The sequence below is a fragment of the Hassallia byssoidea VB512170 genome (assembly GCF_000817785.2).
Taxonomy (GTDB): domain Bacteria; phylum Cyanobacteriota; class Cyanobacteriia; order Cyanobacteriales; family Nostocaceae; genus Hassallia; species Hassallia carrinoi.
Window position 1 is genome coordinate 1 of the sequence record NZ_JTCM02000121.1, and the last position, 19,477, is coordinate 19,477.

Annotated in this window: 15 protein-coding genes and 1 pseudogene; 11 read left to right on the top strand and 5 right to left on the bottom strand. The window is 41.0% G+C overall.

What is annotated here, in order from left to right; genetic code table 11:
• The first annotated feature begins 884 nt into the window (after nucleotides 1–884).
• Nucleotides 885–1,589, top strand: coding sequence for a CAP domain-containing protein (locus PI95_RS29940; RefSeq protein ID WP_163519320.1), 705 nt, complete (start codon nucleotides 885–887; stop codon nucleotides 1,587–1,589).
• 374 nt (nucleotides 1,590–1,963) lie between these two features.
• On the opposite strand, the gene PI95_RS29945 is transcribed toward PI95_RS29940, so the two are convergent.
• From PI95_RS29945 to PI95_RS29955, 3 genes are all read right to left on the bottom strand, one after another.
• Nucleotides 1,964–2,749, bottom strand: coding sequence for a hypothetical protein (locus PI95_RS29945; RefSeq protein WP_039742403.1), 786 nt, complete (start codon nucleotides 2,747–2,749; stop codon nucleotides 1,964–1,966).
• A 225-nt stretch (nucleotides 2,750–2,974) separates the two neighbouring features.
• Nucleotides 2,975–3,442, bottom strand: coding sequence for a DUF2267 domain-containing protein (locus PI95_RS29950; protein WP_373695725.1), 468 nt, complete (start codon nucleotides 3,440–3,442; stop codon nucleotides 2,975–2,977).
• 502 nt (nucleotides 3,443–3,944) lie between these two features.
• Nucleotides 3,945–5,609 (bottom strand): sensor histidine kinase, encoded by a 1,665-nt coding sequence (locus PI95_RS29955; protein WP_039742397.1) that lies wholly within the window; start codon nucleotides 5,607–5,609, stop codon nucleotides 3,945–3,947.
• Between the two features lie 794 nt (nucleotides 5,610–6,403).
• Here PI95_RS29955 and PI95_RS29960 point away from each other — a divergent pair.
• From PI95_RS29960 to PI95_RS29990, 7 genes and pseudogenes are all read left to right on the top strand, one after another.
• Nucleotides 6,404–6,973, top strand: coding sequence for a hypothetical protein (locus PI95_RS29960; protein WP_039742394.1), 570 nt, complete (start codon nucleotides 6,404–6,406; stop codon nucleotides 6,971–6,973).
• A gap of 329 nt (nucleotides 6,974–7,302) precedes the next feature.
• On the top strand, nucleotides 7,303–7,809 hold the full coding sequence (locus PI95_RS29965; RefSeq protein WP_039742391.1) for a hypothetical protein: 507 nt from the start codon (nucleotides 7,303–7,305) through the stop codon (nucleotides 7,807–7,809).
• 56 nt (nucleotides 7,810–7,865) lie between these two features.
• A complete protein-coding gene (locus PI95_RS29970) occupies nucleotides 7,866–8,768 on the top strand; it encodes a fimbrial biogenesis chaperone (protein WP_039742388.1) in 903 nt (300 codons plus the stop codon).
• 228 nt (nucleotides 8,769–8,996) lie between these two features.
• Entirely contained in the window at nucleotides 8,997–12,578 is a 3,582-nt protein-coding gene (locus PI95_RS29975) for a carboxypeptidase regulatory-like domain-containing protein (protein WP_039742385.1), read from the top strand.
• A gap of 90 nt (nucleotides 12,579–12,668) precedes the next feature.
• Nucleotides 12,669–13,077: pseudogene (locus PI95_RS29980) on the top strand (four helix bundle protein).
• Between the two features lie 147 nt (nucleotides 13,078–13,224).
• Entirely contained in the window at nucleotides 13,225–15,390 is a 2,166-nt protein-coding gene (gene ppk1 / locus PI95_RS29985; RefSeq protein ID WP_039742381.1) for a polyphosphate kinase 1, read from the top strand.
• Nucleotides 15,391–15,587: 197 nt separating this feature from the next.
• Nucleotides 15,588–16,004, top strand: a complete 417-nt coding sequence (locus PI95_RS29990) for a response regulator (RefSeq protein ID WP_039742378.1) — start codon at nucleotides 15,588–15,590, stop codon at nucleotides 16,002–16,004.
• A gap of 128 nt (nucleotides 16,005–16,132) precedes the next feature.
• On the opposite strand, the gene PI95_RS29995 is transcribed toward PI95_RS29990, so the two are convergent.
• Entirely contained in the window at nucleotides 16,133–16,315 is a 183-nt protein-coding gene (locus PI95_RS29995; RefSeq protein ID WP_039742376.1) for a hypothetical protein, read from the bottom strand.
• A 243-nt stretch (nucleotides 16,316–16,558) separates the two neighbouring features.
• On the opposite strand from PI95_RS29995, the gene PI95_RS30000 reads away from it, so the two are divergent.
• Nucleotides 16,559–17,107: a DUF2854 domain-containing protein gene (locus PI95_RS30000; RefSeq protein ID WP_039742373.1), complete on the top strand. Its 549-nt coding sequence runs from the start codon at nucleotides 16,559–16,561 to the stop codon at nucleotides 17,105–17,107.
• A gap of 136 nt (nucleotides 17,108–17,243) precedes the next feature.
• Here the strand turns inward: PI95_RS30000 and PI95_RS30005 are convergent, their stop codons facing one another.
• Nucleotides 17,244–17,504 (bottom strand): CRR7 family NDH-1 assembly protein, encoded by a 261-nt coding sequence (locus PI95_RS30005; protein WP_039742370.1) that lies wholly within the window; start codon nucleotides 17,502–17,504, stop codon nucleotides 17,244–17,246.
• A 298-nt stretch (nucleotides 17,505–17,802) separates the two neighbouring features.
• Here PI95_RS30005 and PI95_RS30010 point away from each other — a divergent pair, with 298 nt between their 5' ends.
• Nucleotides 17,803–17,994, top strand: a complete 192-nt coding sequence (locus tag PI95_RS30010) for a hypothetical protein (protein WP_039742367.1) — start codon at nucleotides 17,803–17,805, stop codon at nucleotides 17,992–17,994.
• A gap of 314 nt (nucleotides 17,995–18,308) precedes the next feature.
• Complete coding sequence (locus PI95_RS30015; RefSeq protein WP_039742364.1) at nucleotides 18,309–19,346, top strand: response regulator; 1,038 nt, start codon at nucleotides 18,309–18,311, stop codon at nucleotides 19,344–19,346.
• Nucleotides 19,347–19,477 lie beyond the last annotated feature (131 nt).

Consider the following 19,477-nt stretch of genomic DNA (forward strand, 5'->3'; position numbering starts at 1 on the left):
GGACAAAACCGGACAGCCTTGTATTAAAGATCCTCAAAACTCCACGACTATTTCAGCTATATGGCTGTCCGGTTTTGTCTGATTTTTTGGAACCCCTCCCGCAGCGCTGTCTCACCGCCTACTTTGGACTTCGTGTTTAAAAGCCCACCTGCGTGGGCTTTGTTCGTATAGCCTCAGACTGAAGTCTGAAGGTCTGAAGGTGTAGAGCGACAGATTATTTGACCGCAACAACAAATTATATCATGTCCGGCTAATTAACCATAATTCCCGAATCGACCTCTTCCCTGCCTTGAACGGACGTTCAAGTCTGTCCCTCTGTTGACTCCCAGAGGGACAGGTTTTGCGTGGTCAGACCAGGGATTCTTTTTTTGATTACGGGTGATTTCAAAGGACTGTCTTCAGTTTTTCCCACCTAAAGGACTACAACATGAAAGCGATCGCTCAAGTACTTTCCCAAGAGTCCTCTGCGTTGATCGGACTTGCTGCCACACTCAGGTGAGTTAGACCGGATTCTCCGTTTGGCTGCTTAAACCGACAGTTGCAATTTTTTGATAGGTCAGCCCAGGAGCTTAATTTATGGGTCAATTTCTGCAAAAGTATAGTCAGAGGTGCATAAATTAATTTTGCTTGCGCCTATATAAAATAAGAACGCCTTAGAGCTTGACTTTTTGATAATTAAAAATATTATCAGTCAACGATTTCAGCCATTCTAAGATAAATCCAGTTATTAGCCGTTCAGAGTATAGCTGCTGTCAATAGCAGTTATTAAGATTGCTTTATGTTAGTCAATCAAACCGACATAAAGCAACCAACACTTGCCAATGGATTTATATTGACCCGAACAAAACAAAAATAACTACTTTTCAAATTTTGGAGCGTTAATTATGCCAGTCGAAATTTATGCGGATTCCAATTTCTCTGGAGCCACATCAGGTTCTCTCGATCGGGACTATTCTTATGTTGGAGATTTTTGGAACGACAAAATATCCTCGATTAAAGTTTACTCCGGCACTTGGGAATTTTTTGAGAATGCAAACTTCCAAGGGAGAAGTTTTCGGCTTACGCCGGGTGAATATCCTTGGGTCACCAATACCTGGAATGATATGATCTCATCCTTCAAACAAGTCGGACAAGATACTCCATCTGGTCCGTCAGGCGGTGGTATGGCACAAGAGATACTGAATGCCCACAACTCGTACAGATCGCAAGTCGGTGTTCCATTCCTCACTTGGTCTAATACTTTGGCTAGTCAGGCTCAAGAGTGGGCAAATTACCTCAGTTCCAACAGATTATTCCAGCATAGTGGGACTTCCGGTCAAGGAGAAAACCTTTGGATGGGCACATCACACAGGTTTAGCTTTACACAAATGGTTGGGAGTTGGGGGAATGAAAAGCAGCATTTTGTCAAGGGAAAGTTCCCAAATGTTAGTAATACTGGCAATTGGGCTGATGTCGGTCACTATACTCAAATGGTTTGGAGGAACACTACACAAGTAGGATGTGCTGTTGTTGACGGTGGTGATGGGAACGCTAGACTCGTTTGCCGCTACGTTTCCCCAGGAAATGTTATGGGTCAATCAGTTTTCTAACGGCATCTGTCTTCTTAATACACATCTCCATAAATTAGATTTCGACTGAAGCATTGTAAGTGTTTTAGTCTCCTAATCGGATATGTCTAATAAGAGATTTACGGCAAGTGCGATCGCCCACGATCGTAGGGTGCGAAAAGTACGTGTAACACACCCTAATTCCCATCTGAATAGCTTAATAATGATGCTTTGCTGTATGGAACACCAGAGTTCTCATAGGAGTCCATCTATTTTTTAACCTGGTCAGATTTTTTAACATATGCCGTTGATTTTTGTCCTGCTTGGGGCGATCGTGCTGTTCTACGTTACTGCCGCCTTTGAATGTGAAACGAGTGTTTTACAGCCGCGTCAAATTTTAGTCGTCAAGACGTATTCTAATTCAAGAACACAGCACCATTTTGGTCAATTCTCATTGCACTTTTATCCATGTTCACGTCGGTTGTTTCCTTGAATGAAAGTTGCAACATACCTTCTTGAGAAGATCCTTGTGGTGTCACCATCAAGAGTCCTTTATCTTGACGATAGAAAGTAACCGTTACAGGAGTGCTTAAACCTTGCAACATTACCTCAGATTTACCTTGCAGGGTTCGCGGTGCTGTATCGCCAATTACTTGGTAGCTAATAGGTGCGGCTGTCTGATTTACCAAGCGGACACCTACTTTGCCACTCGTAGGCATTACCATTGCTACAGCGGGTTGTTGCTGTTGCGGTGATGGTGTTTGGATTACGGAAGTTTGGCTTTGTTGTGTAGAGTTGGTGACTTCCCCAGATGAATTACTCATGCCTTGTGGCGATCGCATCATCGACGACTGGCTGTTATAATTGTAATTCTGCGATGTGCTAGTTCCATCAGGCATTTCACCGCCTACACCCATCGTTGTTTGTTCGGGTGTTGGGTTAACAGAGGTGTTGTTGCGAATCGGAGTTTGCCCTTGCATTCCCATTTTTTGAGTGAAAGCATTAGGGGGACATCCTTGAGGAACCATAACTCGATTGTTGTGCGGTTCTTCGTAGAAAATCCGAGGGCAAGGGTTAATTTGGGGAGTAGATTGTTGTGCGAGCGCCGCATGTGGAACTGCTGGCAAACCTATAAGCAGTCCGCCAAAAATAGTCCCTAGCAATTTCGCCGAATTCTGCCAATTCTGTTGATGTTTATTCATTTTTTTATTCTCCAAAATCTTCACTTTGATATCTTAAAAAATATTATTTCAATGTTAGCTAAGAAATAATAAGCTTTGCCTCTAACTAATAGGTGAAAAAATAAAAACCGGAAAATTTTTATTTCAACCTTAAGTCAAATGTAAATCTATCATTAGTTATAGTTTTAGTAAAAATTAAGAGGTAAGAATTGCTGAAAATTCCCACCTCCTAACTTTATATTTGATTTACGCTTCTTCCCACATTTTGCGAACTAGATCGGGCAACCAGCTAGCAATTTCCTGAATTCGTTCTTCTGATAGTTCGTCTTTAGTGGCAGAAAATATTGCCATGACTACCTTTTCGCGGTCAGCATTTGGTGGCATTGTACCTTCATTAGCCACCCGAAATAAAAAGCGATCGCTATCAATCTTAAAGATGCCAGGACCTTGCCAGGGTGGACGTACCCGACTTAAAAATCCGACAAGCGGATTTGTATCGTGCCAGAGTTCGGCAATTTCCATTTGTAGCGCTTTATCTTCAGTTTTTTCGGCTGGTTTGTGCAATTCAGCTTCAACGCGATCGGCAGCTTCGGTACTCATCAAATCGCGCATCACCCGGAATGCGACTTCTGTGATATCTCTAGCATCGAAGATATCTGCCAAACCCCCATTCACCATCACCTTTTCCAAAAAGGGCAAATCTTTCTCAGCGATTGGTGCAGATGAACCTGACTCTGGGTTTTTCGACAACTTATCCTCATAGTTGTCTATCAGATTACGCCCTTTATCGGTTATTTTTGCCTTCTGAAAGCGACCATCGTTTGTAAACTCAGCATTAATGTACTGATTTTGATTTAGGTAATCTAAATGAGCTAATAAATCTGCTTCTGATAATTTGTTTCCCGAAAAATCAACTTCATGCAATTCTTGCCCACTTTCGGCAATTTTTTTTAGTAAATCGTAGAGTTCGTGTCTGACTATAGAAATTGGCATCTAACCCTCCACAAATGCTTTTATATATGCGTTTTCGCCGAGTGCGATTTTTACCAATAGCAAGCTAGCAGTTTGAATAACTACTAAAATAAACTTCAGCAGTAGGAATTTCAAACCGCTAGAGACCAAATTGATGGCTCAAATCTCATGGCTTCGCAATATAAATTACAAATAAAATTCATACCTTTGCATCTGTCACAGGAAACAATTGTTTGTTAAAAAACTAAGACTCAAGAGTGATTGGTAAAATGACAGTGAAGGTGGTGCCAATGCCTTGAGTGCTTTCAACGTGAATTTGACCTTGATGGGTTTGGACAATAGCTTGAGCGATCGCGAGTCCCAAACCCGATCCGGTGGTACTTTCGCACTTTTTATTTGCTGTATTGTGGGTACGTGCTGGATCTACTCGATAAAAGCGATCGAACAAGCAAGGTAAAGCCTCGCTGGGAATACCAATCCCCGTATCACTCACTTTAATTTGCAAAGCGGTGCTGTGACGTAGCCGAGAAACCGGATTTATTGCCTCAATCCGCGTCAATTCCACATTTACCCGTCCACCAGATGGCGTATACCTTAAAGCATTGCCAATCAAATTTGTGAACAATCGCACTAGTTGATCCCACTCGCCCACAAGTGTAAACCAATTGTCGAGCAATTCAAGGTTAACTTCCGTAGCTGGGGGGTCAATCAAGTTTAAAGTTAGAGTGATGTTTTTTTCCGCAGCTAGCAAATGTTGTTCTTCAATCACTTCCATCAGCAAAGCATCAAGCGGACAAGGTGAAAAAACATCTTTGCTGATGCCACTATCTTGTCTTGCGAGAAATAGTAGATCGTTGACTAACTTCCCCAAACGCTGCGTTAAGCGTTCTACTATTTTTAATTGTTGGCGATAGTGTAAAGAAGTAGGATTTGCGTCTCTCCATTCCAAATCATTGAGAGCAACTTGCACATTAGTTTGAATTAAAGCGATCGGACTTCTCAGTTCGTGAGAAGCATCAGCCGTAAATTGTTTCAAACGTTGGTAAGACTCACCCACCGGTTCCATTGCCTTACCTGAAAGAAACCAACCACTAGCACCCACCGAAAGCACCATCAACCCAGTACCCCATGCCAAATCAAAAATCAACTGACGACTCGGTTTAGTCACCTCAAACCAAGGATGACTAACACGCAGATATCCTAAAACCTGCCGTCCGACTTCCACCCGTTGCGTAACTTGCCGCAGCAACAGTGGGGAGTGGGGAGTGGGGAGTGGGGGAGTGGAGGAGGGGGGAGACAAGGGAGAGGGGGAAGACAAGGGAGAGGGGGAAGCAGGGGAAGCAGGGGAAGCAGGGGAAGCAGGGGAAGAAATTTCCCCTTGTCTCCTTGTCTCCAAGGAGTCCCCTTGTCCTCCTTGTCCCCCTTGTCCACGCCAGTCGCTACAACGGAGGGAACCTCCGCAACGCGCTGGCTCCCCTTGTCCCCCTTGTCCCCCCACTCCCCCACTCCCCCTAACCACACGCACAGTCTCACCCATGCGGTTAACATGAATAGGAATATTCAGCGGTTGAGATAAAGTTGACCAAATTAATTCACCAGTCGGACTAAACCACTCTAAATCGATATGGTCATCTTCTACCGTGTCCGCATTGTTGGCAAAACTAGCTGACACATTAAAGCGGAACTCACTTAAATTAGGGTTTATCGATTCAATCACAAACGTAGACGCGCAACGACTTGTCGTTAGACATCGCTCTACTACTTCCACTACATGATTCAAAGTATCGTCAATCCGCTCAATCAACGTACTGCGGACATATAAATACACCCCACTAGCAAACACTAGCAGCAGCACCGCTGTTACAGCAGTATACCAAAGGGCGAGACGGCGACGAGTAGCTTGAAACATACTTGTTACTTTTTAGCCATTAATCATTAATAATCAGTTTTTCTTAGTTATTACTTTAAATCTTATTTACTCTGCCTACCGAAAAGCAGAACCTATTCCCGGCATCGGATAGGCAAACTTCGTTTTTTTACCCGCAAACAGCGCGACTTTAGTTGCTTCTTCTCTTTTGGCAAAGGGCACTGAAATCTAAGTTACTATTAATGCTTTTAGCTGAAAATATGTCTTCAGTGCTATTACTGAGAATATTTGGTATGAACCTCCTCACAATTCCATATTCTCACTGAAGTGGTCTTTTAGGTAAACAGGTTAAATTCTTCTTGTAAAGACGTTACGAGGAGAAATTAATAATTATCAGCAAATTTAACTACTAAAAATTCCAACGATAATAATCTAAGAAGGAATTTTTTATTGTTTAAGACAGCGATCGCTCTCTTTTTTTAGTTGGTTTATTAAGTTACATATTCTTGCTAATAAATTCAACAAAAATAATGCATTTGTGTTACAGAGGTTTCAATTTTCCACAAAGGAGGTGATGTTTCAAATAGTTTAAATTTCAAATGCAAAATTCCAAATGCTAACAACTAATGCTGGCACTCATCCTGGAATTACGACTGTATACAACTTAAGTAGTTTTTCCAAGATAAGACAGTTCTCAATGCACTCTCGGGCTTACCAGGGAATCTCTATCAAACAGTAATTAACAAAACCCAATTAGTTTGAATGAGTGAGAAAACGAGAGTTAATCACATTTCCACAATTGACACTACCTACACCTCGGAGAGATTTTTGACATCATGAAAAACAAAGTTTTAGTTATTCTAGCTGCTAGTGCAGCCGCTTTGGGTAGCGCTATTATTGCAGCACCTGCTAATGCACAAACCGCAAATTTACCAGTAGAAATTCAAATCAAGCCAGGTGTCTTCCTGCGTACATATGAAAGTCTGAAATTTGTGGTTAGCACACAGGATTTATTAGGAGGAAAGTCCGTAGATCAAGTTGGTAAATACGATGAAACAACTGGCACTATTACACCTCTACCAAAGACTGCTCCTCCCACTGAGGCAACAACCGAAGTTATCAGGACAGTAACGCCGCTATACCAGGTTTGGGGTGGAACAGGATCGAAAGTTAAAATTACTCCAACTAAAGACACTCTTGTGAGTTCAACTAATGGTGGACTTGGTAGCGCTGATACAGTCGTTATGAGTGTTGTAGCGGGAAATGATATCACAACCACACCTACTCCGGCTGGTACTCCTTATGAAGGCACAGCTCAACTTAAGTTTAAATTTAGCAACGGTAATACCAGCTCAGGTACAAATTACACCGGAGGTCAGCTATCAATCTCTGTTGTTAGCCCGTAATCAACTTTAAACTGTGAATATTTCTGGTGCAGGCATTTTGCCTGCTTCCAGAATTCTCTAGATACAAATTAATTTCTGCACACAAACATCAAATCAAAACAAAGTGCAGATTCCAATAGGGTTTATGTCATTAATTATGATAAGTATTTCTTCCGGAGTAAAATCCTTTAATTAATAATATTTTGGAAATGGCAAATAATCATAATTGATGACATAAATAAAAAAATGTGAAGAAGTTAAGATGAAGTTTTAAATTTTTCACATCCAAATTTCATACTTTTGAGAAAATGAACTGCCGACAGACTATTAGATGCAACTTAAGTATTCTTGTGGTACTTTTATTCGTTCCACAACCAAAAGTCTTCGCACAATCAAATACTCTTGGCTGTCAGGCAGAACTTTATCGGTTATCTGTTGTTGAAGAGAAAGTTCCGAATTTGACACAAATAGACATTGTAGGTAATACGAATGTAGAACAAGTTCGTACTCGAGAAGAACTATTAGCAGGTAAACCACCTTACAAGTTAATTGCCACTAAAGAAGTGCCAACATATTGGCAGATGCGAGTAAAGAATACAGATTCAGCATCTATTATTGGAAAGAATGCCACATATGAAGTGGTAAACCCTGAGAATCGAACAGGTAATCCTTTGAAAAAAGCTGATGCCAAACATTTTGGAAACATTCAGCAAATTACAGCCTGCAATGACGGCACAGTTGTAGTAGGAGAAGGAGTGGCTTTGGTATTTAGTGAATTATCACAATTGATGGTAGACGGTACTTTTAAAGCACAAATTCAGGTGTGTGTACCAGTAAATAATACGCAGTGTCCGTAAAGCTGTATTTTTTTTACATTTTTTGCATTTGTTGTGTGAGGAAGTTAAAGGTTCAAATGTTTCAGAAAACTGCAAAACATATAGCGTTAAGTTTAATTAGCTTGTTTGCCTGGGGAATACCAAGTGCTAATGCAATTGATGTTGGTGTCAGTCCTTCCCGCATGGAATTAGATATTAAAGCCAAACAAGCTCGTTCCAATTCCATTCAAATTACTAACTTATCCAACAAGCCAGCAGAAATGAAGGCTTATGTACGGAATTGGACAATGGATGAAAAAAATGAGCTAGAAGATGCACCATCCAACGAGCAATCTCTAGACCAGTGGATTGTTTTTACTCCCTCTAGATTTACAATTCCACCTCGCAGTACTCAAACTGTACGCTTTGCAATTCGTCCTAAAGTTAAACCCGCTCCTGGCGAATATCGTGCTGTTATTTATTTAGAAGAAATTGCTGCTGACAATCCAGATTCGCAGGCTATTAGCACTCTCGGTCGTGTAGGTGTTGTTGTCTATGGCTATACAGGAGAAGTAAAGCGAGTCGGTACTGTCAACTCTGTGAGTGTTGATACTAAATCTAATGTCATCAAAGCATTATTTGATGTGTCCAATAAAGGTAATGCACACATTAGAATAAATGGTCAATACGCCATTTGGCGTGCTGCTAACTATCCAGGTGCGAAAGCAACACAACCTATAGCTGGTGTAGGTAATCCAAAGACCAAGCTACCAGCAAGCATTGTTCAGGCTGGAGTTTTAGAATTACCACCTATTTTGCCAGATAATCGTCGCCAACTTTTACAACCTTTAACCAGACAACTACCTCCTGGTAACTACGTATTGGATATCAACGGTAACTTGAGTGGGATGGCGGTTGATACAGGTATTCCTTTCACTGTTCCAGCTGCGGCTAACGTCTCAAAACCTGCTCCTAAACCTGTGAATTCTTCAGCTAAATAGCTTTTGCTACAGCAAAAGTTCTTACTCTTCAGGGTGAATTGACTGTAACCCTGAGAGAGTTTGCTGCCAAAAAATTTTTCAAGCATTAAATAGTGCTGAGTTCTCAGTCCACCAGTATTAAGTAAAATGCATTTTCCTTACTTATAACTTAACAGCTAAGACTGGGTGAATTTAATTACAGTTCACAGCTTATTTAGAGGCTAAATACTTCAAAACTTGTGCTTACGTATGCTCTACCTAGCTTTACCACCTACACCCCCGCCAATTTTCATTACGTTGACACCTGAACAGGTTGCTAACAAATCGGATATAGAACAAATTTTGGCTGCTGACCCAACAAAAGCCTCGCTACAAAATAGTGCAACGAAAGCACAAGCTAAAATTTGTCGATCGCCACAACTTCCGCCTCATAAATCCGATCTTGTCAACAACTTATTAGGGAAAATGCTGGCGGCTTCTAATCAAGCAAGAGAAGCTGTAGTTTGCACTACATCCCAAAAGAAAAAGTCGGTAATTCTAAGTTTCCAAGCACAAACTCAGAAACAAAAACAAGCAAAAGGTTTTTTACCAGCCGCCAACCAAAAAACAGAAAATACTACCACCGCACCAGCATCAAGTTCTCCGGAAAATAGTTCACCTACACCTAACATTGCGACAGTTGACGAGGAAGTAACAGCCTCTGCAAATATAGAACCTCAAAATACTGCAACGCCAGCAAACACAAATACTAGTTCTGGTGAGCAACCTGGGTATCAAAAGTTAATTAGCAGCTTATCTAATAACAAATCTGCTGGAAAAAATACCATAGGTAAAATACTTTCAGCAGTGCAAGAATTAATAAGCGTTTCTCTTTATGCTTCGCTAAATAATATTGGTAATGATGCGGGAAAATCAGATAACCAACATTCTGAAGAAATAGCGATCGCTACTCCTGAACAAACTACAGATAATAAAAAGCCAGAAGATAACAACAATAATGGTGTTACCCAAGAAATTGCTAGCAACACAAATGCACAAACAGGAAAAATTCTGGCAATTGTGCAGGAACTAATCAGCGTTTCTATATCTGCTTCCTTAAATAATAAGCTAAAACCAGATACAACAACTTCAGAAGAAATAGCTAGTTCTATACCGCAGCAAACATCGACTTCCACAGAAAATACTAATTCCTTAACAGCTAACAATAATAAAAAGCCAGAAAATAATAATGCTAATGCTCCTAACCAAGAAAAGGTAGCAGCAAATAATGTTACTAATAATGATAGTAAAAATACGTTAATAGAAAAACTTACCGGAAAAGGTTCTATCCAGCTAGCCAAATCTCCCGATGAGCCTTTTTTGGTAGGTGTGATTATCAACGGTCGAGAAGTTGGTACTTTAGATATTATTCAAGAAGGAAATACTCTTCTAATTCCTCTAGAAAGCTTTGGTGAAATTGCTGGATTTAAAGTAGAAAATACTGATACCGCAACCCAAGTAAAGACTCCTTTAGGAGTTGTTAAGCTGCAACCGAATTCTTTAAAGCAAATTAATGGTATTACATACATTATTAAGTCTGCACTTAAAGATGAATTAAGCATAAATGTAGAGCTAAACACTGCTGATTTAAGTTTGCTTACAGACTTACCTTGGCGCGGAAATGTCGGACAATATCGAGCAAGGGCTGCTGATTTAAAACCAGAATTTTTTGCACCTAGCAGCGGACTTTCAAACTTTAGGCAAGAGTTAAATATTGATACTAATGGCGGAGATACAAGCTTACGTAGTTCTTCACTTTTGGGTGGTAGACTAGGAGGATGGGCTTACCGTTTGCGCTTGGATAATAATTTTGTTGATCAACCAGACGTTTCTGAATACTTTTTATATAAACATAGCGGTCGATTTCTTTATCAATTAGGACGGCAACAAGTAGGATTACATCCCCTGTTAAATGGCATTGATTTAACGGGTTTCCAATTCGGTTATAGCAATCTTCCAGAAGAAAGCTTTGGTAATAGTTACAGCGCAAATGAACTTTTACCAAGACGTTCTAGACCTATACAAACATTTCGCGGTAAAGCCGAACCAGCAAGTTTTGTACAACTGAGAGTTGGTGGTTCTGTAGTTGCTCAACAGCAGGTAGGATTTAACGGACTATACGAATTTATTGATGTAAATTTACCTGTTGGTCAAAGCAATGAAATTGAAGTTTTGATTTTTGACCGCAATAATTTGCGTGTACCCCGCGAAATTCGTACTGTCAGAATTAATGCTTCTGATTTGCTACTTCCCGCAGGTGGTAATGTACAGTTAGGTGGGTTAGGTTTTAGCGGTAACTTAGTCCAAAATGGTTTGTTTGGAGATATCAATTCTGATTATCAAGGAAAACCAGTTGGTTTTTATCAATTGCGGCAAGGACTTTCAAGTAATTTAACTTTTGAAAGTTCATTACAAGCAGTTCCCAATGCGTTGCAAAGTCAAGCTGGTTTAATTTGGCGTTTGGCAAATCCAGTTGTTTTATCTGCAAGTGTTGGGACTTCTGCTAATAAGCTTGGTTACTCGGCAGATTTGGATGTGCAGTTAAATAGGTTGGAAATTAATGCTAATTCTCAATCATTACCAGAAGGATATAGATTATTTAGAAACTCTACACAATTATTTAATCATAGTCTAGAACTCAAATATCGCTTCGGTAATACTCTCAATTTGGGATTTCTTGCCCGCAATCGTAAAGATGATAGCGGTTCTGCTAGTTACATTTTACCTACTTTTTCAGCCCGACCTTTTTCAACATTATCTTTAAACGGTAGACCTGACTTTGACGGACGGTATTTATTTAATGCTTTCTATCAACCAAATAGATTAACAAGATTGTCTTTTAATACTTATGGTGATGCATATATTTCCGATTTAACTTATAACTTAAGTAATACTTATCAGCTATCTTTTGGTAATGAATTTGGTGGCAATTCAGCACCTCGTTATTCTATAGGTATTGGTCATAATCCCAGTGACCTGAGGGCACTAAGCTGGAACTTAGGAGTGTCATATAGAGATGGAGAAATAGGACCACTCGCAGGTGCTAGTATGCAGGTTCTTCCAGGGTTATTTGCCAGAATTGAATATCAAGGCATCCCAAGTAGAACTAGAGGCAATTTTGGCGGATTTGGCGACGATCGCCTGAGTTTATCATTGGTATCAGATTTATCTTTTGCCGGGGGTCGAGTCGCCCCAGCTAACTATAGCGGTATTGGCAAAGATCGCGGGGCGATCGCTGGACGCTTAGTCGTACAAGGTGAAAACAAAAAGTTTGATTTAAGTGGTTCTAACGTCCGCGTGTACGATAAACGCAACCAAAGTGTCGGTAGTACCAGAACTGACTCCAGCGGTAACTTCTTTGTCGGCAACTTGCCTGAAGGTAACTATATAGTTGAACTCGAACCTGACGAATTACCTGTAGAACTCTCCGTACCGAAAACTTCTACAGTCGTTCAGGTTGCTACCTCCGCTGTCACTAAATTAGATTTTCCCGTTAGACCAGAATACGGTGTAGCCGGACGCATCACCGATGTAGCTGGTCAGCCGATTGAAAGAGTGCGAATTGAACTCATCAACTCTGCCGGTATCCGCGCTTTATCTGCCATGACTGACCAATTTGGTCTTTATCGCCTTGATGGAGTTCCTGTAGGTAAGTATACATTGCGGGTTTCTCCCCAAGATTCACTCAACCCCAACGATACTTTACCCAAACAACAGGTCGAAATTAAGAGCGAGTTTGTTTATAACCAAAATCTGCAATTACCTATTTCTGCCGCAGCGAAGAAGAAATGAGACAAGGGGATTAGGGGGACAAGGGGACACGGGGACACGGGGACACGGGGACAGGGAGACACGGGGACAAGGGGACAAGGGGACAAGGAGATGAGGAAAGGATCAATTAAAAGTCATGAGGATTTGGAAGTTTATCAAGTGGCATTTGGTACAGCCATGAAAATCTTTGAATTCTCTAAAAAGTTTCCTATAGAGGAACGATATGCATTAACAGATCAGATACGACGGTCGTCTCGTTCTGTCTGTGCGCTCTTTAGCTGAGGCATGGCGGAAACGTCGTTATGCAGCAGCTTTTGTAGCTAAATTAAATGATTGTGTTCGCGGAGCGTGTCGTAGACAAGCGGAAGCTGCTGAAACTCAAACATGGATTAAATTTGCCGTTAAATGTAATTATTTAGACATTGAGTCTGGTAGAGATCTTTATGCTACTTACAACCAAGTTTTAGGTAGTTTGGTAAGTATGATTAACAATCCTTCTGTTTGGGTCATAGAAAAATAAAGTAACCTCCCCCTGTCCCCCTGTCCCCCTTGTCCCCCTGTCCCCTTGTCCCCCCATCTCCTTTAGAAGTGATCGCTCGATTTCATTTACTATATTTAGTATGCTCTTCTCGTTAAATGGGTTGCGCTTGTTTATCCCTAAGTAATCATGCCGAAATCTAAGAAGATCGCTCAACAAGTAAATCTTAGTGACCCACAATATTACCTGAACCGCGAGTTAAGCTGGTTGGAGTTTAATCGCCGGGTGTTGCATGAAGCCTGTGACGAGCGAACACCCCTTTTAGAACGCCTCAAATTTATCGCAATTTTTGGTTCTAACCTGGATGAGTTTTTTATGGTGCGCGTTGCAGCGTTAAAGCAACAGGTAGAAGCGAAAGTCAGCCTGTTAACTCCTGATGGTCGCACACCGCAACAACAGTTAGATGACATTAGTTTGAGCTTGCGTCCTGTGGTAACGCTACAGCACCACCAGTTTGAGCAAGTATTAAAACCTAAGCTGGCAAGTCATGGTATCCATATCCTGGATTACATCCAATTGACTCAAAAACAGCGAAGTTATCTAGATAACTATTTTAACGAACAAATTTTTCCGGTTCTGACTCCGCTTGCCGTTGACCCTAGCCATCCTTTTCCTTATATTTCTAATCTCAGTTTGAATCTGGCTGTTGTGATCAAGAACCCAGAAACTGAGGAAGAATTTTTTGCCAGAGTCAAAGTCCCGAAAGTCTTACCCCGATTTTTGCCTTTACCGCCTGAGTTGGGAATTCACCACGACGGACAACCTGCGAATTGGACTGGTGTACCTTTAGAACAGGCGATCGCTCATAATCTGGAATCTCTCTTTCCAGGCATGACTATTCAAGAATATCATCCTTTCCGCATTACTCGCGATGCTGATTTGGGACTAGAAGAAGATGAAGCTGACGATTTGCTGTTGGCAATTGAACAAGAACTAAGAAAACGCCGCTTTGGAGGAAATCCGGTACGGCTAGAAATTCAATCCCAAACTCCGGAAAGCGTGCGATCGCGACTAGTACAAGATTTAGAATTAGCAGAAAGCGATGTTTACGAAGTAGACGGTCTTTTGGGACTGCGGGATTTAATGTATTTTATGGCATTACCCCTATCAGAACTCAAAGACGAACCGTGGCAGTCTGTAGTACACCCGCGTTTACAACGGATTAAGGAAGCAACTGTAGAACCAGGTGTGTCAGGGGTAGAGGATGGCAGAGACTTTTTTTCGGTGATTCGGGAACGCGATTTACTCGTACACCATCCCTATCAATCTTTTTCTGCCTCGGTAGTACGCTTTATTACCCATGCGGCACACGATCCGGGCGTGTTGGCGATTAAAATGACTCTTTACCGGACTTCTGGTGACTCACCAATAGTTAATGCCTTAATTGATGCTGCTGAAAATGGCAAGCAAGTATCTGTATTAGTGGAACTGAAGGCGCGGTTTGATGAGGAAAATAATATTTATTGGGCAAGGCGATTAGAAAGAGTTGGTGTTCACGTTGTCTATGGTTTGGTAGGTCTGAAAACTCATAGCAAAATTGTCATGGTGGTGCGCCGCGAACATGACCGGATTTTGCGCTACGTACATATTGGTACTGGTAATTATAACCCGAAAACTGCACGACTTTACACAGATTTTGGCTTGTTCAGCTGCCGCGAAGAATTAGGTGCTGATGTTACAGATGTGTTTAATTTTTTGACGGGATATTCTCGGCAAAAGTCTTATCGCCAGTTGCTGGTTGCCCCTGTGAATATGCGCGATCGCTTTTTGGCACTAATTCATCGCGAAATCGAGAATGCTCAAAATAAATTATCCGGGCGCATTGTTGCGAAAATGAATTCTCTAGTAGATCCGCAAATTATTGCCACTTTATACGAAGCTTCTCGCGCCGGAGTGCAAATTGACTTAATTGTGCGCGGTGTTTGCTGTCTGCGCCCGGGTCTTAAAGATATCAGTGAGAATATTCGCATTATTAGTATTGTCGGACGCTTTTTGGAACACTCCCGCATTTTTTACTTCTATAACAATGGAGAAGAAGAAATTTACATCGGTAGTGCTGACTGGATGCGGCGCAATTTAGATCGTCGGGTGGAAGTGATTACCCCAGTGCAAGAACCAGATATTGCTAAAGATTTGCAAGAAGTATTAGGAATTATGATGGCAGATAACCGCCAAGCTTGGGAATTACAGCCTGATGGCAGTTATATCCAACGCCATCCAGGTGAGGATTGTCCGGAATCTCACTCACAAAAAATTCTCATGTCTATGGCATTGCGTTCAAATAGCATTGCCTAAAATATGATTGATTCAAAACATTTCTTCCAACATAAATAACTCGGAAAACGCGAGTTATTAATAAAACTTTAATTTTTGCCTCAGCTATCCGATTAATATCTATAAGTGCATAGCAATTATTCAACCATAGGATAGAGTCAATGCCACCAGTACTTCCCATAAACTATAAAAGTTATAGTACTTAATCGTTTCCTTAAATGTTAATGCTGTCTTGTAAACCTTCTACTGTTGTGCGTATTTTAGTGGTTGACGATCACGAACTGACTCGTTTAACATTGCAATTGGCTTTTTCGGTCCAGGAAAACATTCAAGTTATAGGTTTAGCCAGTAATGGTCAAGAAGCAGTGGAAATGGTTAAGCGTCACCAGCCAGATGTGATTGTTTTAGATTTACAAATGCCAGTGATGGATGGTTGGTCTGCTTCTGGTCATATTAAAGCTATTTCCCCTGAGACTCAAATCATTGCTTACTCTTCGGTGGAAGACTCGAAGTTGCTGGAGAAAAAAGCAATGAGTAACTTGGATGCTTTCTGCAAAAAAGATGTACCCACTAGGGAACTAATTGATTTGGTTAAGCAATTAGGGCAGCGTGAGTGCGATCGCTCCGTTGCATAATAGATAAACCCAGTGGTGAAGCAAAAGAACGAATAGTTAGAAATATGGTAACGTTAAAGGCGTCGGTTGAAGTCTAAATTCAGACTTCAGCCGACGTAATTTAGTATTATATCGCTGCTTGGGTCCGCTTAATTGCTTCCTGTTTGCGGAAACGTGCGTCTAAATTCGTCGAGTAAATCATCCATTTCTTCTAAAGCCTGATTTACATCAACTCTTAAAGTTCCCAAGTTGGGTTGCTCCAAAAGACTCAGCAAATACTCGCGTTTGCTTTCAACTACAGCGATTCGTTCTTTTATAGTTTGTATATCCATTGTTTTTTTGACTTGTTTACACTTCTCAAGTTTAGCTTTGATTGTAGTAAGGACTGAGCGTCCTTGATTTAAGCGTTGAAACGCTTACTACGAAAATACTCATACGTAGTAACGACTTCAGTCGTTAATTTAAGCGTTGAAACGCTTACTCGTGTTTTAAAACTATAGTCTTTTGCTACCGGGGCGACACATAACCGATGATAATAAAGCTGAGGTCTTAAAAATTTATACTAATCGGAAATTATGCTACGCCAATTTTCCTTGGGAACACTCGGTATAACCGTCGGTGGGATTTTGACCATCATGGGCTTCGTCGCTTACGCTGCTGACTATGCCACACTTAATCTTGTCGGATTTTTTTATGGGATTCCTCTACTGCTGGGAGGATTCGCACTGAAGGCAAATGAACTCAAACCCGTACCTTTCACTGAACCTCCAACACCATCAGTATTAGCACTACGCGAACAGCAAGCAACTAACACTCAAAAAGAAATTCGCAGAGACATTACTCAATATAGCTACGGTCAAGACGCTCATTTAGATAAGGCTTTGTCGTTCTTGGGTTTAAGTCCGACAGATGAAGAACGACCATTAATTACAGGCTTCAGAGAAACAGAAATTAATGGCGCTTATGCTTTAATTTTAGAATTTGATTCGCCAATGATACCAATTGATATTTGGGAACAAAAGCTAGATAAAATGACCAAGTTTTTTGGTCCGGGAGTTGAAGTTAAAGTTACCCAGACAGCTGAAGATGAACTTGAACTGACGCTGATTAGCACTTGCAAATAGCGACTACATCATGTCCGCGCTCATTAATAGTAATAAAAACGTACAGACGTTCCGTCGGAACGTCTCTACAATATGTGTAATTTGCCGGACATGATATTAGTCATTTGCCATTTGCTAATGACTAATAACTGACTAATTACTTTTCTAAACGAACTGCATACCACTGCAAATATTGACCAACACCAATATCTAACTCGCAACTAGTGTCAAGTAAATATTGAGCTTGAGCTTCCACAGAATTAAATGAGCGTAAGTCTTGTGGCAAATCTTGAAAGTTGAAGTTTTGCAGAACTTTTTTCAGCTTTTCTAATAACTCAGATGCAGTCATAAATTGTTCTGGTTGGTTTGTTTCTAGGACGACAAAATCATCCTGCTGATACATTAATGAGTCTGGCATTGAAGAAAATTGGTAACTTTATATCCAATTATTATAAAATTGTGCCAAGTCTGCCGATGCTTAATAAGTTGAAATCTGAGATCGGGATTTGGGTAAGTTAGGCGATCGCGCTTGACTTTTACTTGCTACAAAGCGCAAAGTAAGGTCATAATGAAGGTTTCAAGGTTTACAATTGAAGTTTTCAATAACATCGCAATTCCTATGAAGCAGTTGGGAAACATGAATAGTAACTCCTGCCATGTACCTGGCAAGACAAAAAAGTTAAAAAAATTGCCTTTGCGTTTCAGATAGATTTTTTATGCAACTCAGTCATCTACCATTTGCTTGGCTCAAAACAATTAGACTTCTTTCAGAAGTCGGGGAAAGTCAGGGGTCTATTGTCCGAAAACGGTTGATTGTCAAGCGGGATGCACCCGGACGGCAATTTATGACATTGATAAGCGATCGCCTAAATACCCAAATCACAGATCGCTGGGATAACGCACCCTAACCACCCCAAAGTTACCCACTCTGAGAAACAGACGGGAAAAAACTTGGTTGTTCTAGGTGCTATTTTGTCAGAATCAGAGCGAAAAACCCAGACACAAAAAAATATTTACCACTACCACAGGGCGTAAGTTTTTGGCTTTTCCGGTAAATTGCAGACAGTCAATGCCTGTAAAATCAACATAACGCAAGAAAGCGCCAAAATTTCCCCATTTTATTCAATTAATATTACAGGCTCTGGTGGTTAAAATAGCAAAATCTTGAAATATAAATTAATAGCTTGCCTCCAGATGCCGTATTCTTTGTGGAACGCAACTCATGTCAGGCGAAAAACCAACTTCTATTTCCAACAAACCTCCTCTAATTCTGCTGGCTGATGATGACAAACTCATCAGAGTGCTGTTGCGTGAATTTCTGGAAAAAGAAGGTTATCGAGTCCTGGAGGTAACAAATGGTAAGGAGTGTTTAGAAGCTTTCTTAACTGTTAAACCGGATCTAGTTGTGTTAGATGCGATTATGCCGGTGATGGATGGCTTTGCCTGCTGCAAGCAGCTGATTCAAATTGCCAGAAATAACTTGGCTATAGCTTTAGCCAACTTTGATACTGGTGGATCTTCTCTAGGTACTACTGTAATCTCAAAGCTATGGGAGCGCACTCCCATATTGATGATTACAGGATTGGAAGATCCAGACTTAGTAGACCGTGCTTTTGAAGCTGGAGCGAGCGATTTTGTCACCAAACCAATTCACCTGGGGATATTGCGTCAACGAGTACGACGGTTGCTGCAACAAGCGCAATTATACAAACAATTAGAAGCTGCTAACAAGGCTCTACAGCATCTTGCTAACGTGGATGGTTTAACTGGTGTGGCTAATCGCCGGCGTTTTAATGATTATCTAAATTCTCAGTGGTTGACTCTAGCATCAGAGCGATCGCCTTTATCACTTATTCTCTGTGATATCGACTTTTTTAAACTTTATAACGATAAATATGGTCATCCGGCTGGAGATACGTGCTTGCAAAAGGTTGGTACTGTCTTAAGCGAAACAGTACAAAACTCTCAGGATTTAGTAGCGCGTTACGGTGGCGAAGAATTTGCAGTAATTATGCCGAATACTCAGATGGGTGGAGCTGTTCATTTTGCCGCCGCAATGCAAGCCGGAGTCAGGGAGTTGGAAATTCTTCACGAGCCATCAACTATTAGTCGCTACGTCACTCTTAGTTTGGGTGTAGCAACCACGATTCCTACTTTTGAATCTGAACCCTCATCTTTAATTCAAGAAGCAGATAAGGCTCTTTACAAGGCAAAAGCAGAAGGACGCAATCGCATTATCTTGAAGCAAATGCTTGATTGAAAATGTTGGTAATTGGGCAATGGGCAATGGGCAATGGGCGAGTCCTTCCCTAGACAAATGGGGACAGGCTTCATCAAAAATAGTCGTGGGTAATTGCGGATCTACAAAACAAGCCTGTCCCCATTTGTCGT

Excerpts from the sequence above, each read along its gene's own strand:
- PI95_RS29940 (WP_163519320.1), top strand. The coding sequence starts at position 885 with ATGCCAGTCGAAATTTATGCGGATTCCAATTTCTCTGGAGCCACATCA.
- PI95_RS29945 (WP_039742403.1), bottom strand. The coding sequence starts at position 2,749 with ATGAATAAACATCAACAGAATTGGCAGAATTCGGCGAAATTGCTAGGG.
- PI95_RS29955 (WP_039742397.1), bottom strand. The coding sequence starts at position 5,609 with ATGTTTCAAGCTACTCGTCGCCGTCTCGCCCTTTGGTATACTGCTGTA.
- PI95_RS29960 (WP_039742394.1), top strand. The coding sequence starts at position 6,404 with ATGAAAAACAAAGTTTTAGTTATTCTAGCTGCTAGTGCAGCCGCTTTG.
- PI95_RS29970 (WP_039742388.1), top strand. The coding sequence starts at position 7,866 with ATGTTTCAGAAAACTGCAAAACATATAGCGTTAAGTTTAATTAGCTTG.
- PI95_RS29975 (WP_039742385.1), top strand. The coding sequence starts at position 8,997 with ATGCTCTACCTAGCTTTACCACCTACACCCCCGCCAATTTTCATTACG.
- ppk1 (WP_039742381.1), top strand. The coding sequence starts at position 13,225 with ATGCCGAAATCTAAGAAGATCGCTCAACAAGTAAATCTTAGTGACCCA.
- PI95_RS29990 (WP_039742378.1), top strand. The coding sequence starts at position 15,588 with ATGTTAATGCTGTCTTGTAAACCTTCTACTGTTGTGCGTATTTTAGTG.
- PI95_RS29995 (WP_039742376.1), bottom strand. The coding sequence starts at position 16,315 with ATGGATATACAAACTATAAAAGAACGAATCGCTGTAGTTGAAAGCAAA.
- PI95_RS30000 (WP_039742373.1), top strand. The coding sequence starts at position 16,559 with ATGCTACGCCAATTTTCCTTGGGAACACTCGGTATAACCGTCGGTGGG.
- PI95_RS30005 (WP_039742370.1), bottom strand. The coding sequence starts at position 17,504 with ATGCCAGACTCATTAATGTATCAGCAGGATGATTTTGTCGTCCTAGAA.
- PI95_RS30010 (WP_039742367.1), top strand. The coding sequence starts at position 17,803 with ATGCAACTCAGTCATCTACCATTTGCTTGGCTCAAAACAATTAGACTT.
- PI95_RS30015 (WP_039742364.1), top strand. The coding sequence starts at position 18,309 with ATGTCAGGCGAAAAACCAACTTCTATTTCCAACAAACCTCCTCTAATT.